The organism is Achromobacter sp. 18P8.1.1 (genome assembly GCF_057799415.1).
Genome location: NZ_JBYOKH010000049.1, coordinates 1 through 17,201 on the forward strand (window position 1 = coordinate 1; position 17,201 = coordinate 17,201).

Consider the following 17,201-nt stretch of genomic DNA (forward strand, 5'->3'; position numbering starts at 1 on the left):
TGGGGGCCGCATAATTGCGGGGGTTTGGTGGGGTGCCGAAAGGGGGGGGGGCGGGGGGCCCCCCCGCCGCCGACGTGCTGCCCAAGGGCATGGCGCGGCGCGCCAGCGGCGCGCTGGTGCTGCGCCGGCCCGGCAGCGTGACGCTGGCGGCGCCGTTGCGCGATACGGCGGGCGTCACGCAAGGCGCCGTAATCCTGTCCACGCAACGCAATACCGAAGCATCACGGACGCTGGTCCAGGACAATCTGCGCATGCTGGTGCTGGTGACGCTCGTCGCCGGCCTGGGCCTGGCGGTGGCGTCCCGGCGCATCTTCGCGCCGCCGGGGCCGGTGCGCGGACGGCGCGGCCGTTTCGCCGCGCCCTTGCTGGCCCTCATGATCGCCCAGGGCGTGTACGCCGGGTACACCATCCATACCTTTCGCGGCGCCTGGCTGGACGTGACCCGAGGCAATGCCCAGGATCTGGCCGAAGGCCTGCAGCGCGACCTGAACCGGGTGCTGGCCTTCGGTGTCGAGATCGACAGGCTACGCGGCGTCGAAGCGCCGTTCGACAGGCTGATCGCCACCTTCCCCACCATCGCCCGCGTCGAGCTGGCCGACGCGCACGGTCAGGTGCTGACGCGCAGCGGCGCGCCGGACGCGCAGCCCCCTGCCGGCGCACCCGCGCCGGCAGGCGAACTGACCATCACGCTGCCGCTGGGCGCGGTCAACGCGCCGCCGCAGTCGCGCGGCAGCCTGATCATCCAGCTCTCCCAGGCGGTGATTGCCTCCAGCGTGCTGGCCCGCGCCTTGGACGCGGCCACGGTGATCGCCGTGGCCATGGTCGCCGCGATCGAAATGCTGCTCCTCCTATCGCTGCTGGCCGGACGCGGCCCCACGGCCAACGCCATCATGCAGGATGGCCGCGACGTGGGCCGCGCGACGCGGCCCGTCATGTTCGGCTTCCTGTTCGCCTGGGCGCTGCCGCTGGGATTCCTCCCCCTGTTCGCGCGCTCGCTGCCGGCCGATGGTTTGTCGCTGCCTCCCAACATCATGATCGCGCTGCCCATCTCTGCGGAAATGGCCTGCGGCCTGGTCGCCGCGCTGTGCGCGGGCCGCCTGAGCGACCTGAAAAGCTGGCGCGTGCCGGTATTGATCGGACTGGCGTTGAGCTGCGCGGGCATGCTCGCCTGCCTGACCGCCGCGACCTTGCCGCAGTTCATCCTGGCCCGCGGCCTGATCGGCCTGGGGTACGGACTGACCTGGATGGGATTGCAGGGCCTGGTGATGTCCCGCAGTCCGGCGGACTGCCGCGGCCGCAACATGACGGGCTTGGTCGCCGGGCTGTTCGCGGGGCATCTCTCCGGCGCCGCCGTCGGCGCGATGCTGATGGAGCAGCTGGGCCCGCATGCTGTGTTCGTTGCAGGAGCGGGCATGCTGCTCCCGCCCCTGGCGGGCGTGCTGCTGCTTCTGCGCCCGTACAACGGCCGCGCCTATCCCGCCCCCACGCTGGGCGCCAGCATGATCGCCACGACCGCGCGCGAACACCTGCGCCGGACCGCCCGCCTGCTGGGCAGCCGGGATTTCGCCCTGCTGCTGATCGCCAGCGTGACGCCGTTCTCGATGTCCCAGGTCGGCCTGCTTTCCTACGCGCTGCCGCTGTACCTGGAAGCGGAGGGCGTGGCCGCATCCAGCATCGGCCGGGTGCTGATGGTGTACGGCCTGGGCGTGATCTACCTGGGGCCGCTCATGGGCCAGCTGCTGGACCGGACCAGCGCCAAGAAGCGCTGGATCGTCCTGGGCGGCCTGATCGGCAGCGCCGGCATGCTGGGCCTGTACTTCAACAGCGGCCTGATCGCCGCGACGGTCGCCGTGCTGACGCTGGCCCTGGCCAGCTGCTGCCTGGGCGCGTCCCAGGCGCCCTACATGCTGGCCCTGCCGCAAGTGCAGGGCTACGGCACCGCCGGCGCGCTGGGCCTGATGCGCGCGTCGGACAAGCTGGGCCAGATGGCCGGTCCGCTGATCGTGGGCGCCGCGACCAGCACGCTTGGGCTGCACGGCGCGCTGGCGCTGCTGGGTGCGATCTATCTCGTGCTCACGGTGCTGTTCCAATGCTTCGCCCGCTGCGGTGCCAGGCCGCGCGCCAAGCAGTCCTCCCGCCAACTTCACAGGAGCCACTCATGAGCCAACAGGCCTATACCGAACTACTGAGCGCATTCTGCGAGCACGTACAGGCGGCGAACCCCGCCGATATCCTCGAGCACGGCAACCTGCACATCGGCGAAGTCGCCTTCACCCTGATCCATGACGACAGCCTCGGCCGCGACGACGTCCTCATCTATTGCGACTTCGGCCCGCTGCCGCAGGACGACCCGGCCAGGGAATACCTGGACCTGCTGCACACCAATCTTCAGCTCTATAGCGGATCGATCGGCAGCAGCTTCGCGGTCAATCCGGAGTCCGGCAACGTCCTGTTGCTGGCCTATCAACGGATGACGGATGCCACGCCGGAACGGCTCGCATCCCATCTTGCCATCCTGGCGGAACTGGCGCTGCTGTGGCGCCGTGGAGAAACCGTGCTGACGCGACTGGCGGTCCCCAGGCCCGATCCGCTGATGGATCCGCGCATGCACTCCTGATCCCGAAACATCATGGGAGGTACATCATGGTCAATATCACCGACAGCATCAACTGGGTAAGAGCGCAAATACAGGAACCTCACAGGTATGCGGTGCGCGCCAAGGAAGTCGTTGGCGCGGCCTGCTCGGGCGCGGTCTTCGGCGCCGTGAGCAAGGCGGTCAAGGACTACGTCAACTCACCGCAGGCCCAGTGCGGCGCGCTGAGCCGCGCGGCGTACTCCACGGCGGCCATCGGCGGGGCTGCGGCCCTCGTCGTCGGCGGCATGGCGGGCTACAGGATCGTGGAAAAGTATGCCGACGCGCAGACTGTCGGGAAATGGAAGGTCCTGGGCGGGTTGGGCGGCGCGCTGCTGCTTGGCGCCGGCTCCATGATTGCCGCGATACCGTTCCTCAAGCCCTCGGCATGCTCGACGGAACAGCTGGCGGAACAGCTGGCGCAACGGCTGGCGCCGTATCTGTCGAACGTTGCGGGCGCGGTGTCATCGAAGATCGTGCAGTCCTTTATCACCAACGTCAACAAGCGCGAATCCACGCGATGGCAGCCAGAAAACAACAAGCAGCAGATCACGGCGGACGCGCTGCAGATCGCCCGCTGCCTTTTCGACAGCCTGCCGAGGATGTCACTGTTGTCCATATCCGCGCTGACGGCCAGCTATGCCGCCGCCATCGGCTCGCACGCAAGCCTGGGCGCCGGGGGCAGTCTGCTCGGAAATTTGTATGACTGGGCCCGCAGCACGGAGTGTTATCGGAATCTCACCCACGATCAGGGCTATGCCGAGGGCAACCGCCACGTCGTGCCCGAGCCCTGCAAACAGCTAGGCATGAAGATTGCCCTCAGCCTGGCCGTCGCCTGGGCCGCGTCCAGCATCGCCCCGGGACTCATCGATGCGACGAACGCATCGACCGAAATGAAGCTGGTGACCTTCGCCCTGGTGGGCTGCGCCGTCAACGCCCTGTTCGCCGATCCCGCGAAAGGGCTGATCCGAACGCCCGCCGGGGGCGGGGCGGCGCAGCAGAACCTGGTCGCGGGGCCGCCCCCCCAGCAGAACGCAGGAAACGTGGCGCCACAGGTAAATCCGCCGCAGAACGATCAACAACCGCCGCAACTCGCCCTTGCCGGCGACCAGGACGACCAGGGCGGCCAGGGCGGCAACCCGCCAGAGCATAACGGGAACGCCATCGAATTGATGGGAATCAACAACAACAACGACAACAACAACAACAACGCAAGGCAAGCCTAGCCTATCGGCGGGCACGAACAAGGAGGAAATGGCGCAATGCCAACGCGCCATTCCTGAACGGATACCTCTCGCGGAGCATGCACCATGACGATCGGAAGAATCCCCACGGTTGATCCCGGCGCCACGCCACCGCAAGGCCGCCAACCTTCCCGTCCCGCCGACAAGCCTGCGGCCCGCCACGCCGCGCCCGCAGACCGCGCCACCAATCCGACTTCAAAGGGCAATCATGGGCATCGCCCTCAGCGCCTTTCTCTCCGTGCCATCGCAACACGCCCGCCTTGTCCTGGTAGACAACGCAAAGGGCGACCCAGCCATCGCCGGCGCCCGCCAGCCTGTGCTGCTCGTCAGGCTGCTCAGCTGCGTGCCGCTATTGAAGAATTTTCCAGCGCCCAGGCGCTACCGGATGGAAAACGCCCGCGCGACCGGGATGTTCCTGCACGCCCTGTCCTGCGAATACGGCGCGCAGGCCACATCCGGCATGCTGCGGCGCGTGAGGATATGCCCGGATGGCGCGCTGACGCCCAGGGTGATCTCGCGGGCCAGGAGCGATCTCGAACGGAACCGGCAAGGCCTGCCTCCAGCCGGCGTTCACGATCAGCCACCGCCCGGCTCTCACGCGAAATCCCTGTCCAGCCAAGGCCGCGACGCGTCGCGCGCCGCGCGCAACGGCAAGGAGCCGCCCTTGCCCCCTCTGCCCGGCCTGCCGAATCTGGGCAGCACCTGCTACGCCAACGCCGCGCTGAAGTTCGTCCTGAGCGCGTACGGCCCGCGGGCGATGCAACGCGCCCCCGACTCACCGCCGCTGCCGGCCAGCGCGACCGCGTCGCATCGGGCCATCGCGGACTTCATGGACGCGCTGACGACCCGATCCGATTCGCTGGAACCGGATCTGCGCCGACTCTTCGCCATGTTGCAGAACGCCCCTGAATTTGTGCTGTTCCGCAACGCATCGCCTTACATGCAGCACGATGCGACGGACTTCGCGGAAGGCCTGATCACGGCGATGGAACTGGACAACCTGCCCTCGCATCGGCTGCGGCTCTGCCGGATCCCTGGCGCCGGCCTGCCGACCGAACCCTATGGCCTGCCGACCAGCCTGATCAACGTCAGACTGGAACGCCATGACGGCGGCCTCGACCTGCAGGCGATCCTGAACAAATCCCTGCGCGACATTCCACCAGACTCGCCTGAGTCAGGCCCGTCCTGCGCCCACGGCCTGGCGGTGCGCAACATCGATGAGCTGCGGGGATTCAACCTGCGTATCGGATTTCCCACGGATGTCATCGACATACCCGCCATGCCCTTCCGCTACGACGGCACGGTCAGCCTGCGTATCATGGATCTGGAGGTGGAGCAGGAATACCTGGTCACGCTGGAACCCGTCGCCGTGGTCATGCACGATGGCGTGGCGAGCGCGAACCCTCTTGACGAGGAAACAAACGTCGGCCACTACTGGATGTACCGCAAGACGGCCGCTGGCTGGGAGCGCCACGACGATAGCGTCGTCCGCCCGGTACGGGAAGTTCCGTCCGGCGAGCAGCCGGTGCTGATCGGCTTTCGCGTGGTGGAGCGGAGCTGGCTGGAGCCCATCGCCATTTGAGCGGAAGGCGGAAATCCGGGCGGGCGCGTCCGGGGCGCGAGCCCGCTCTTCGCATGCGTCCAGGAGATCGAAAAGGTTCAGCCGGTCGCCTCGCGCGGCATCGTGCCGTTGCTGCCCAGCAGGTCCACGATCCATTCGGCGTCCTGCGCCGATTGCTGCGCCAGGCCGGCATTCAACAACAGGCGGGAAGCCATGACGGTGTCGGGCGGCTGTGGTGAATCCAGCGTGTGCGCGTAGTGGCTGGCGCTGCCCAATACCTTGCCGGCGGCCGACGCCATCATCGACCGGGCCGCCTGCATATTGCCGACGTAGGTCTGCGGGAAGCCCTGCCGCCGCAGGGAGCGCGCGCATGACGCCAGCTCCCTGCCGATGCGTTCTTCGTAGCAGCCGCGCAGGGCGCCGCGCATGAAATGGCTCAAGGGTTGTCCCGGTTCTTGGGTAAGAAAGAACCTGCTGGGCGCCACGTCGAACTTCCGTTGGCCGCAGCGCAGCCTGGTGACCAGCTCCAGCTTGTCTAGTTCCTGCGGAGTCAAGGCCTTGAAACCGGTCATCGCCGCCCGCGTCACCTCCGACGCATGACTGGCCGGGTAGCGTCCGGATTGATAATGCCAGGACAGGTTCTCCACCGTCTCCACCAGGCGCACATCGGGCGGATCCAGCGTCAGGTGGCCCGCCAAATCCAGGTCCGGCGCCTCATAGGCAAAGCCCGAGGCGGACCGCAGCGCCTGTTCGACATAGGGATTGTCGCCCGTGGAACGCGCACCATCCGCCGTGACGTCAGCCATGCTTGCCTGGACCTTGCGGGCCAGCAGCAGGAAGAAGAACGCCTCGGCATGGCCATAGCCCATGTTCCAGATAATGGTGGACAGCAGCGCCTGGGCCTTGGCGCGCAATGCGGGCGGCAGCGCGTTCAGCGCCTTCGCGGCCGCGTCCGGATGCCGGCGCAGATGGCTTAGCGCGGACTCGGCGAACGAATCGGAGTCCGGCAAGTGGAAGTCGCGGCACCGGTCCATCGCCTTCTCTATCGCGGCATCCAGCGTCCGCGCGAACGCCGGGTGATCCGCTTGCGGCCCCTCGACGGCCCGGCACAGTCCCCGGACCACGGCGTCCAGATTGCCTTCGTCGGCGGCCGGCTGTTCCAGAGCCGCGTACAGCTGCTCCATCGTCTCGCGCTGGTGTGCCACGGGGTCGATCCGCGTTTGCGCCGCCAGCGCCGTCCGGGGCGAGGTCGGCGCCGCATCCGGGCGCTGGGCAGCCCCGCCCGCCTGCGCCCGGATGCGCGGCGAAAAGCATGCCTTGATGCTCGCCCACAACCCGGCCAGGCCGGAATGGAAACGGCTGGCATATGACCGGCCGGCCCCCGAGGGCAACACGACAGCGAGCAGGCCCTGGATCCGGCCCGACGTGGGCCGCGCGGCCTCCTGGGCCGACTTGCTCGCGACGAGCGGGCCTGAAGGCGGCTTGATGTTGTCGCGGTTGATGGTCATCCCGTTCTCCCTGTGCATCCATGACGCCGCGTCGGCGGACGCGGTACGTTGATGGGCAGGTGCCATGAGCCAGGGAGGCAGGCGCCACCGCGCGCCCGCAGCCAGTTCATGAACCGCCATCCTTTGCAGGGATTGAGTGTGCGGCGCGGCCTCAACGGTTCCCGGCGGCGGAGCCGCTAGCCAGCGGGATGCTGCCGCTTAGTCCGGATATCGACGATGGGCTGGTAGACCAGATGGAACTCCCTGTCCCGTATCGCCCGGCGCAGCAGCTGAGACAGGTCGCGGGCCCGTCTCTCGCGCCACAGGATCACGCCGTGCAGCATCACGCCGGCGATCGCGGCGACCGCCCCCTCTGGGCGTTATGGAAGTGCTCCAACTCCTGCGCGTTCCGACCGGAATTTGCAGGCACGCTCAGCTTCGGCTTTGTTGTCCCATATGTTGTCCCATAAGCCGAGCAAAGAAAAAGGGTTAGCTCACCAGAAGTAAGCCAACCCTTTGATTTTATTGGTCGGGGCGGTGGGATTCGAACTCACGACCCTCTGCTCCCAAAGCAGATGCGCTACCAGGCTGCGCTACGCCCCGAAGGGTGGCAACTATACCAGAATCCCACCCGCGCTGGGAGCCGTCACCGCCCATCGGCCCCATCCAGCCTGCCTTCCGGCAATCCCCTGATTGACACCTATATAGTTCAAGCCTAAATTAATTGCCGCTTCTGGCGCATGACCAGAAGCCGCCTTCGGGCAAAAACACGCATAGACATCCATCGGGAAACACATGGCAAACGCCTCCGCTCCATCCGACTGGGCCGCGCCCCGGCGGACCACCTATACCGTGCTGTTCGTCTGCTGGCTGGCCATCCTTTTCGAGGGCTACGACGTGGGCGTGATGGGGGCGGTGCTGCCGGCATTGGCCGACGACAAGAACTGGAACCTGTCTTCGATACAGCTGGGCATGCTGGGCAGCTACGCGTTGGCGGGCATGTTCTTGGGCTCGTTCGCGGTCGGTACGCTGAGCGACCTGCTGGGGCGCCGCCGCATGCTGCTGGCCTGCGTCAGCCTGTTTTCGCTGACGATGATCGGCGCGGCCTGGGCGCCCACGCCCGCCTGGTTCGCGACGTTCCGCTTCATCGGCGGACTCGGCCTGGGCGGCGTGATCCCGGTGGCTGCCGCACTGACCATCGAATATTCTCCACCCGCCAAACGCGGTTTCAACTATGGCGTGATGTACTCAGGTTATTCGCTGGGCATCCTGTGCGCGGCCGCGGTGGCGATGGCTCTGCTCAGTCATTGGGGCTGGCGTTCGGTCATCGCCGTGGGCGCGCTGCCCTTGCTGCTGGTGCCGGTGCTGGCCAAGCTGTTGCCGGAATCGCTGGAGTACCTGCTGGCCAAGGGCGACGAAGCCGGCGCGCGCGCGCAAGCGCAGCGCCTGGGCATCGTGTCGCTGGATCCGTTCCGCCCCCGCGAGGTCACGGGCGACAAAGCCACGTGGCGCGACGTGATGGCGGCAGTGTTCTCGCCGCGCCACTTGCGCGCCACCCTGTGCTTCTGGGGCGCCCTGTTCCTGGGCATGATGCTGGTCTATGGCCTGAACACGTGGCTGCCGCAGATCATGCGCAAGAACGGCTACGACCTTGGCTCCAGCCTGTCCTTCCTGCTGGTGTTCAGCCTGGCGTCCGCCATCGGCGGCCTGGTGCTGGGCCAGTTCGCCGACAAGACCGAGCCGCGCAAGATCGTCGCCCTGTTCTTCCTGGTGGGCGCCGTGGGCATCTATTGCCTGACCTACAACAATCCGTTGGTCGTGAACTACCTGTGGGTGGCGCTGGCTGGCGTGGGCAGCATTTCCTCGTCGCTGATCCTGACGGGTTATCTGGCGGGCTACTACCCGGCGCACGCCCGGGGGGCGGCAACGGGCTGGGCGCTGTCGTTCGCCCGCATCGGCGCCATGAGCGGCCCGATCGTCGGCGGCTACCTGGCCGGACTGCAGTTGCCGCTGGCCTGGAACTTCATCGCATTCTCGTGCGCGGCCGTGCTGGCGGCGGTGTTCGTGGTCTTGATCCCCGCCCGCTACGCCGGCAATCCGCGGGCGGAATCCCCCCGCCAGGGCGCCAAGGCAGCCTTGCAGCGTTCCTGATTCCACCCTGCCCCCAATGCAAAACGGCGCGCCCATCAGGCGCGCCGTTTTGCATCTGGAACCGATCCGAAACGCGATCAGCCGAAACGGCCCGTGATGTAGTCTTCGGTTTCCTTGCGCGAAGGCTTCACGAAGATCTGGTCGGTCTGGCCGAATTCCATCAACTCGCCCAGGTACATGTAGGCGGTGTAGTCCGAGCAGCGGGCCGCCTGCTGCATGTTGTGCGTCACGATCACGACCGTGTAGTCGTTCTTCAGTTCGGCGATCAGCTCTTCGATCTTGGCGGTGGAGATCGGGTCAAGCGCCGAGCACGGCTCGTCCAGCAGCAGCACTTCCGGCTTGATGGCCACGCCGCGCGCGATGCACAGGCGCTGTTGCTGGCCGCCCGACAGGCTGTTGCCGCTTTGATGCAGCTTGTCCTTCACTTCGTTCCACAGCGCGGCCTTGCTCAGCGCCCATTCCACGCGCTCGTCCATCTCGCCCTTGGACAGGCGTTCGAACAGGCGCACGCCGAAGGCGATGTTGTCGTAGATGCTCATCGGGAACGGCGTGGGCTTCTGGAACACCATGCCGACCTTGGCGCGGATCAGCGAAATATCGGTCTTGGTGGTCAGCAGGTTTTCGCCGTCCAGCATGATTTCGCCTTCGGCACGCTGGCCCGGGTAGAGCTCGAACATGCGGTTGAACGTGCGCAGAAGCGTCGACTTGCCGCAGCCCGACGGGCCGATGAAGGCCGTGACCTTCTTCTCCTGGATCGACATGTTCACATTGCGGATCGCATGGAACTTGCCGTAGTAGAAGTTCAGGTTCTTGACCTCGATCTTGTTCTTGACGGCGGTAGCGGTGTTTTCCATTTCTTTTCCCTTGGCTCCGGCGCGCCACGCGCGCCGGCAAAGCGATCTTTACTTGCGGAACATGTTGCGGGCAATGATGTTGATGCCCAGCACCAGCAACGTAATCAGCGTGGCCCCTGCCCAGGCCAGGTCGTTCCAGTCCTTGAAGGGGCTGGCGGCGTATTGGTAGATCACGACCGGCAGGTTGGCCATCGGCGCATTCATGTTGAACGACATGAACTGGTTGGACAGCGCGGTGAACAGCAGCGGCGCGGTCTCGCCGGAGATCCGGGCAATGGCCAGCAACACGCCGGTGATGATGCCGGTCTTGGCGGCGCGATAGCACACCAGCGTGATCATGCGCCACTTGGGGCAACCCAGCGCCGCCGCGGCTTCGCGCAGGCTGTTGGGCACCAGCAGCAGCATGTTGTCGGTCGTGCGCACCACCACCGGAATCACCAGGATGGACAGCGCAAGCGCCCCCGCCCAGCCGGAGTAGTGCCCCACCTGCGCCACGTACACGGCGTAGATGAACAGGCCGATGATGATGGACGGCGCCGACAGCAGCACGTCGTTCAAGAAGCGCGTCGCGGGGGCCAGCCAGCCGCGCTGGCCGTATTCCGCCAGGTAGGTGCCGGCCAGGATGCCGACCGGCGTGCCGATCAGCGTGCCCACGCCCGCCATGACCACGCTGCCGAAGATCGCGTTGATCAGGCCGCCGGTTTGCCCCGGCGGCGGCGTGATCTCGGTGAACAGCGTGTACGACAGCGCGGGCGCGCCCTTGGTCAGCAGCGTCAGAATGATCCAGAACAGCCAGAACAGGCCAAACCCCAGGGTTCCGAGGGACACCGCCAGCATGATGCGGTTGACCACGCGGCGCCGGCGGTAGATGCCATTCTGCATATTGAGTACGGAGACAGCCATGATCTTTTCCTTGTGCTCGCGTCGGGTCAGGTCTTCTTGCCTTCGCCGGCAGACAGGCGAACCAGCAGCACCTTGGCCAGGGCCAGCACGATCGTCGTGATCAGGAACAGGATCAGGCCCAGTTCCAGCAACGCCGACTTCTGGATGCCGCCCGCTTCATTGAATTCGTTGGCCAAGGCCGACGCGATCGAGTTGCCCGGAGAGAACAGCGAACCGGACCACTTGAAGGCGTTGCCGATCACGAATGTGACGGCCATCGTCTCGCCAAGCGCGCGGCCCAGGCCCAGCATGATGCCGCCGATGACGCCCGACTTGGTGAAGGGCAGTACCACGCGCCACATCACTTCCCAGGTGGTGCTGCCCAGGCCGTAGGCCGATTCCTTCAGCATCGCCGGCACCAGTTCGAACACGTCGCGCATCACCGCGGCGATGAACGGGATGATCATGATCGACAAGATCAGGCCAGCCGTGAAGATGCCGATGCCGAACGGCGGGCCCGCGAAGATGCCCCCGATGACGGGCACGCTGCCCAGGGTGGCGATCAGGAAAGGCTGCACGTACTGCTGGAACACCGGCACGAAGACGAACAGGCCCCACATGCCGTAGATGATCGACGGGATCGCGGCCAGCATTTCCACGGCGGTGCCCAGCGGGCGGCGCAGCCAGGTCGGCGAAAGCTCGGTCAGGAAAATGGCGATGCCGAACGAGACGGGCACCGCGATGATCAGCGCAATGGCCGAGGTCAGCAGCGTGCCGATGATCGGCACCACGGCGCCGTAGTTCTGATTGACGGGATCCCAGTCGTTCAGCCACAGGAACGACAGGCCATATTTGGCCAGCGATTCGCGGCTGCCGTAGATCAGGGATACGAGAATCGCCGCCAGCAGGATGAACACCAGGAAGGCGAACAGGCGGGTCAGATTCTTGAAAAGCGCATCCATCAGCGCATTTTTATTTTGCTTCATAGGCGAAGGCGTGCCGGTAGTCACGGAGTCCGCCACGCTGGGCGAAAGCGGCACACTATTATCCATTACCGCGCTCATGGATGGACTTTCCTTAGGTAACCTGGGGGAACAACGGGAGGTCTTGCGGCAGACCGCCCCTTTTCTTCTGCTGGCAGAGTGCTAGGGGCGGCTGCTTGATGGGTTGCGCGCGAGGAGAGATCTGCGTTCTTGCCAGAGCTCTCGCGCGCTACACCCATCCTACTTCCAGACGGCCTTGCCGTCGGCAGCCTTCACTTCGCCCCAAGCGGCGCGGATTTCCTTGGTGACCGCTTCCGGCAGCGGCACGTAGTCCATCGTTTCAGCCGACTTGGCGCCGTTCTTGAACGCCCAGTCGAAGAACTCCAGCACGGCCTTGCCCTGAGCCGGCTTGTCTTGCGACTTGTGGATCAGGATGAAGGTGGCGGCGGTGACGGGCCACGAATCGGCACCCGGTTCGTCGGTCAGGACCACGCCCATGCCCGGCGCGCTCTTCCAGTCGGCGTTGGCGGCCGCAGCGGCGAATGCCTTCTGCTCCGGCTGAACGAACTTGCCTTCCTTGTTCTGCAGCTGCGTCCAGGCCAGCTTGTTCTGCTTGGCATAGGCGTATTCCACGTAGCCGATCGAGTTCTTCAGCTGGCCGACGTAGGCGGCGACGCCTTCGTTGCCCTTGCCGCCTTGACCGGTGGGCCACTTGACGGCCTTGCCTTCACCGACTTGCGACTTCCAGTCAGCCGACACCTTGGACAGGTAGTTGGTCCAGCCGAAGGTGGTGCCCGAGCCGTCCGAACGGTGCACGACGATGATGTCGGCCGAGGGCAGCTTGACGTCGGGGTTCAGGGCCTTGATGGCGCTGTCGTCCCACTTCTTGATCTTGCCCAGGAAGATGTCGGCCAGCACGGGGCCCGACAGCTTCAGCTTGCCCGGCTCGACGCCGTCGACGTTGACCACAGCCACGGTACCGCCGATCACGGCCGGGAATTGCAGCAGGCCGTTCTTTTCCAGGTCAGCCGCCTTCATGGGATCGTCCGAAGCGCCGAAATCGACGGTCTTGGCGATAATCTGCTGCTGGCCGCCGCCCGAACCGATCGACTGGTAGTTGACCGCGTTGTTGGTGGCAGCCTTGTAGTCGGAAGCCCACTTGGCGTAGATGGGGTACGGGAACGATGCGCCGGCGCCGGTCACATCGGCAGCCTGGACGGCGAAAACGGCGGCGCTCAGCGCGACGCCCAGGGAAACTTGTTTGAAGACACGTTTGAACATCAGGGTTCCTTCTGTGCTCGTTGGAGGAGTCTGGTCAGGCTTTTTCGGTGCCTGTCTTTCAGCGACCCTCGCATCTTAGAAGCCCAACGTGACAAGATAGTGACAGTCACATACGCTTCATGCGACACCATTTCCACCCCCGAAAAACACCGCGGCCGCCCTGAAAAACGGGGCGGCCGCGATATTCAGGGACGATTCCCCGTGTGACAGCTTGGTCGGTTACACGCCCAGTTTCTGCATCAGGTACAGATGCAGGTTGAAAGGTTCGCGGCGGCTCTTGACCCGGGCGTAATCGCCATCGGGCTGCTGCTGCCAGGCTAGCTGGTTGTCGCGCAGCGCATACGTGAACGCCTCGTCGACCACGCGCTTCTTCAAGGTCTTGTCATAGATCGGGAAAGCGATTTCCACACGACGGAAGAAATTGCGGTCCATCCAGTCCGCCGACGACAGGTAAACCGTTTCCTCGCCGTCCGCATAGAAATAGAACACCCGCGAATGCTCCAGGAAGCGCCCTACGATGGAGCGCACCCGGATGTTCTCGGACAGCCCCGGCACGCCGGCCCGCAGCGCGCAGACGCCGCGCACGATCAAGTCGATCTTCACGCCAGCCTGGCTGGCCTTGTAGAGCTCTTCGATGATCTGCTCTTCCAGCAGCGAATTCATCTTGGCCATGATGCGCGAACGCTTGCCCGCCTTGGCCGCGCGGGCCTCGGCGCGGATCAGCGCCACCATCCCGTCGTGCATGGTGAAAGGCGACTGCATCAGCGCCTTGAGCGAACGACGCGCGCCCAGCCCGGTCAATTGCGCGAAAACCTTGTCCATGTCCTCGCACAGCTTCGGGTCCGCGGTCAGCAGCCCGAAGTCGGTGTACAGCCGGGCCGTGCGCGGGTGGTAATTGCCGGTGCCCAAGTGCGCGTAGCGGCGCAGTCGGCCATTTTCGCGGCGCAGCACCACCGCCATCTTGGCGTGGGTCTTGTGCGCCACGACGCCGTACACCACGTGCGCGCCCACCTCTTCCAGCTTGGACGCCCAGTTGATGTTGGTCTGCTCGTCAAAGCGCGCCATCAGTTCCACCACCACGGTCACTTCCTTGCCGGCGCGCGCGGCGGCCAGCAGGATCTTCATCAGTTCGGAATCCTCGCCGGTGCGGTAGATGGTCTGCTTGATCGCCATCACGTCCGGATCCAGCGCGGCCGCCGTCAGGAAGTCGATGACGGGCTGGAAGGACTGGTAGGGGTGGTGCAGCAGGCGATCCTGCTCGGCCACGGCTTCGAACAGCTCGGACGGCTTGTCGCCCACCCGGTCGAAGGGGGCCGGCACCGGCGCACGGTAGTCCGGGAACAGCAGATCGGGCCGCAGATCCGAATTGCACAGCTGCATCAGGCGCGACAGGTTCACCGGCCCCGGCACGCGGTACGTGTCCTGGGCCGTCAGCGAAAACTCGCGTTGCAGGAAGGTTTCCAGCTCGACGGGCGTCAGCTTGTCGATTTCCAGCCGCACGGCGGCGCCGAAGTTTCGCTGCGACAGCTCGCCCTGCAGCGCATGGCGCAGGTTGGTGACTTCTTCCTCGTCCACGAACAGGTCGCTGTTGCGCGTGACCCGCCACTGGTAGCAGCCCAGCATCTCCAGCCCCGGGAACAGCTCGCCCACGAAGGCGCGCAGCAAGGAGGTCAGCAGGATGAAACCTTCGGGGTGGCCGGACAGCGCCGGCGGCATCTTGATCAGGCGCGGCAGCGCGCGCGGCGCCTGCACCACGGCAATCGATGCCTGGCGGCCGAAGGCATCGGCCCCGGCCAGCGACACGATGAAATTCAGGCTCTTGTTGTAGACGCGGGGAAACGGATGCGCTGGGTCCAGCCCAATCGGGGTCAAGAGCGGCATCACGTCGCGGTTGAACACGTCGCGCGCCCACTCCTGCTGCTCGGCGTTCCATTCGGACGCGTGATGCAGGGTGATGCCCTCGGCCTGCATGGCCGGCAGGATCTCGTCGTTCAACAGGTTGTACTGGCGCGCAACCAGGGCGTGCACCGCCTGCTGGACGTTTTCGAACGCCTGGTCGGGCGTCATGCCATCAGGGCCGACCATATTGGGCGACTGGCGCTGCTGCTCTTTCAGGCTGGAGATCCGGATCTCGAAGAACTCATCCAGATTCGAACTGACGATACACACGTACCGCAGGCGTTCCAGCAAAGGCGTCTTGGGATTTTCCGCCATCGCCAGCACACGGTCGTTGAATTTGAGCAGCGACAACTCGCGATTCATGAGCAAGGGCTCGCCAGGCGGGCGTGTGGGCATACCGGATTCCATACGTAGAGGGAGCGTGGAGTTTTACTGCAAATAAGTGACGGTTCTATGACACGACGCCAAATGCGTAGCGTACGCCAAAATCGGGACGTATAGCGCACGCCCAGTTTCCGCCAAGCCCCTGTTCCATAAGCGAAAACCCGTAGCTCAGGGCACTGTCATATGGGGTCTCTATAATCAGGCCACCTCAAAGCCTATATTACGAGCCGCATGGATCAACTTCTGGCCGCGGTGGACCTCGGGTCCAACAGCTTCCGCCTCTCCATCGGACGCATCGTTCAACAGGACGGTACGCCCCAGATCTATCAGATCGATCGTCTCAAGGAAACCGTCCGGCTTGCCGCCGGCCTGGATGCCGAAAAGCGCCTTGGCGACGACGCCATCGAACGCGCCATCGCCGTCCTGGAACGTTTTGGCGACCGCCTGCGCAGTTTCCACCCCAATCGCGTCCGCGCGGTTGCCACCAACACCTTCCGAGTCGCCCGCAACACGCGGGACTTCCTGCCGCGCGCCGAAGCCGCCCTGGGCTTTCCCATCGAAGTCATCGCCGGCCGCGAAGAGGCCCGCCTGATCTTCTCGGGCGTGGTCCACACCCTGCCCCCCTCGCCCAACAAGCGGCTGGTCATCGACATCGGCGGCGGTTCAACCGAAGTCATCATCGGCAAGGGACACGAACCCGGTCTGATGTCCTCGCTGTACATGGGCTGCGTCAGCTACAGCCGCCAGTTCTTCTCGGACGGCGTGGTGGATGCGCACCAGATGAAGCAGGCCGAACTGGCCGCCCGGCGCGAAATCGAAGTCATTGCCAAGCAGTACCGCAAGATGGGCTGGAAAGAGGCCTATGGCTCTTCCGGCACTGCCAAGGCGCTATTCGCGATCCTGACCGAAAGCCGCTTCTCCGACCGCGGCATCACCCGCGCGGGCCTGGCCAAGCTGAAAGACCGCATCGTGCGTTCGGGCCGGGTCATCCCGTCCGAACTGCCGGGCATCAAGATCGAACGCTCCGACGTGCTGCCTGGCGGGCTGGCCATCATGAGCGCACTGTTCGATGAACTGGGCATCGAGGTCATGCACACGGGCGACGGCGCGCTGCGCCTGGGCGTGCTGTATGACCTGCTGGGCCGCGACGACGAACACGACAAGCGCGACGAATCGGTGCGCCAGTTCATGAAGCGCTACCACGTCGACGTGAACCAGGCCCGCCGCGTGCGCCACGCTGCATTGACGCTGTTCGACGCCATGTTCCCCGAAGGCCCCGAACGCGCCGAGCTGCGCCCGGCCCTGGGATGGGCCGCGGACCTGCACGAGGTGGGCCTGTCCATCGCGCACAACGCGTACCACAAGCACACGGCGTACGTGCTGGAAAACGCCGACATGCCGGGCTTCTCTCGCGCCGACCAGCAGTTGCTGGCCCTGTTGGCCCTGGGCCATCAAGGCAAACTGACCAAGCTGGAACCGCTGATCCGCACGCGGCCGCAGTGGAAAGCCATCCTGAGCCTGCGCCTGGCCGTCCTGCTGTTCCGCCGCCGCGGCGAAATCGAACCGCTGCCGCTGACCGCCTCGGTCCGCGACAACTCCATCGTGGTGCGCGTCAACCGCGAATGGCTGGCCCAGCACCCGTTAAGCGACTTCACGCTGCGTGCGGAAGAAGCGGAATGGAACAAGGTGGGATTTTCGTTCGAATTGCTGGAATTCTGATGGGCTAGCGTCAAGCCGGCGAAAAGGCGGCTTGACGGTAAAAACAAAACGGGCGATGGCTGCAAAGCCATCGCCCGTTTTTTCTTCAGAACGGCGACAGATCCGTCTGGCGATGGAGCTGCTT

Annotated in this window: 12 protein-coding genes and 1 tRNA gene; 6 read left to right on the forward strand and 7 right to left on the reverse strand. The window is 65.3% G+C overall.

Annotation, left to right across the window (positions count from 1 at the left end; all coding sequences use genetic code 11):
• Positions 1-74 precede the first annotated feature (74 nt).
• From AC27VE_RS24430 to AC27VE_RS24445, 4 genes are all read left to right on the forward strand, one after another.
• On the forward strand, positions 75-2,162 hold the full coding sequence (locus AC27VE_RS24430; protein ID WP_488705237.1) for an MFS transporter: 2,088 nt from the start codon (positions 75-77) through the stop codon (positions 2,160-2,162).
• The gene (locus AC27VE_RS24435; RefSeq protein ID WP_488705238.1) at positions 2,159-2,617 is read left to right on the forward strand and encodes a CesT family type III secretion system chaperone; all 459 of its coding nucleotides are present in this window, start codon (positions 2,159-2,161) and stop codon (positions 2,615-2,617) included. Before AC27VE_RS24430 ends, AC27VE_RS24435 begins: the two co-directional genes overlap by 4 nt.
• A gap of 26 nt (positions 2,618-2,643) precedes the next feature.
• Positions 2,644-3,858 carry a hypothetical protein gene (locus tag AC27VE_RS24440; protein WP_488705239.1) on the forward strand — a complete coding sequence of 405 codons (1,215 nt, stop codon included), beginning with the start codon at positions 2,644-2,646 and terminating at the stop codon, positions 3,856-3,858.
• A 226-nt stretch (positions 3,859-4,084) separates the two neighbouring features.
• Positions 4,085-5,458, forward strand: coding sequence for a hypothetical protein (locus tag AC27VE_RS24445; protein ID WP_488705240.1), 1,374 nt, complete (start codon positions 4,085-4,087; stop codon positions 5,456-5,458).
• A gap of 77 nt (positions 5,459-5,535) precedes the next feature.
• On the opposite strand, the gene AC27VE_RS24450 is transcribed toward AC27VE_RS24445, so the two are convergent.
• Both AC27VE_RS24450 and AC27VE_RS24455 read right to left on the reverse strand, forming a co-directional pair.
• Complete coding sequence (locus tag AC27VE_RS24450; protein WP_488705241.1) at positions 5,536-6,945, reverse strand: hypothetical protein; 1,410 nt, start codon at positions 6,943-6,945, stop codon at positions 5,536-5,538.
• A gap of 505 nt (positions 6,946-7,450) precedes the next feature.
• A tRNA-Pro gene (locus tag AC27VE_RS24455) sits at positions 7,451-7,527 on the reverse strand.
• Between the two features lie 192 nt (positions 7,528-7,719).
• Between AC27VE_RS24455 and AC27VE_RS24460 the strand changes: the two genes are divergently transcribed.
• A complete protein-coding gene (locus tag AC27VE_RS24460) occupies positions 7,720-9,075 on the forward strand; it encodes an MFS transporter (RefSeq protein WP_488705242.1) in 1,356 nt (451 codons plus the stop codon).
• 77 nt (positions 9,076-9,152) lie between these two features.
• Here the strand turns inward: AC27VE_RS24460 and pstB are convergent, their stop codons facing one another.
• The 5 genes from pstB to ppk1 all read right to left on the reverse strand — a co-directional run bounded on the left by pstB (position 9,153) and on the right by ppk1 (position 15,370).
• Complete coding sequence (pstB, locus tag AC27VE_RS24465) at positions 9,153-9,929, reverse strand: phosphate ABC transporter ATP-binding protein PstB (protein ID WP_006222891.1); 777 nt, start codon at positions 9,927-9,929, stop codon at positions 9,153-9,155.
• Between the two features lie 48 nt (positions 9,930-9,977).
• Positions 9,978-10,832, reverse strand: a complete 855-nt coding sequence (gene pstA / locus AC27VE_RS24470) for a phosphate ABC transporter permease PstA (RefSeq protein WP_105559895.1) — start codon at positions 10,830-10,832, stop codon at positions 9,978-9,980.
• A gap of 26 nt (positions 10,833-10,858) precedes the next feature.
• Positions 10,859-11,875, reverse strand: coding sequence for a phosphate ABC transporter permease subunit PstC (gene pstC, locus AC27VE_RS24475; RefSeq protein ID WP_035212374.1), 1,017 nt, complete (start codon positions 11,873-11,875; stop codon positions 10,859-10,861).
• Between the two features lie 159 nt (positions 11,876-12,034).
• Positions 12,035-13,075, reverse strand: a complete 1,041-nt coding sequence (gene pstS / locus AC27VE_RS24480; RefSeq protein ID WP_280028076.1) for a phosphate ABC transporter substrate-binding protein PstS — start codon at positions 13,073-13,075, stop codon at positions 12,035-12,037.
• Positions 13,076-13,294: 219 nt separating this feature from the next.
• Positions 13,295-15,370, reverse strand: a complete 2,076-nt coding sequence (gene ppk1 / locus AC27VE_RS24485) for a polyphosphate kinase 1 (protein WP_035212371.1) — start codon at positions 15,368-15,370, stop codon at positions 13,295-13,297.
• Between the two features lie 219 nt (positions 15,371-15,589).
• Between ppk1 and ppx the strand changes: the two genes are divergently transcribed.
• Positions 15,590-17,077: an exopolyphosphatase gene (ppx, locus tag AC27VE_RS24490; RefSeq protein ID WP_006222886.1), complete on the forward strand. Its 1,488-nt coding sequence runs from the start codon at positions 15,590-15,592 to the stop codon at positions 17,075-17,077.
• The last annotated feature ends 124 nt before the right edge of the window (positions 17,078-17,201 follow it).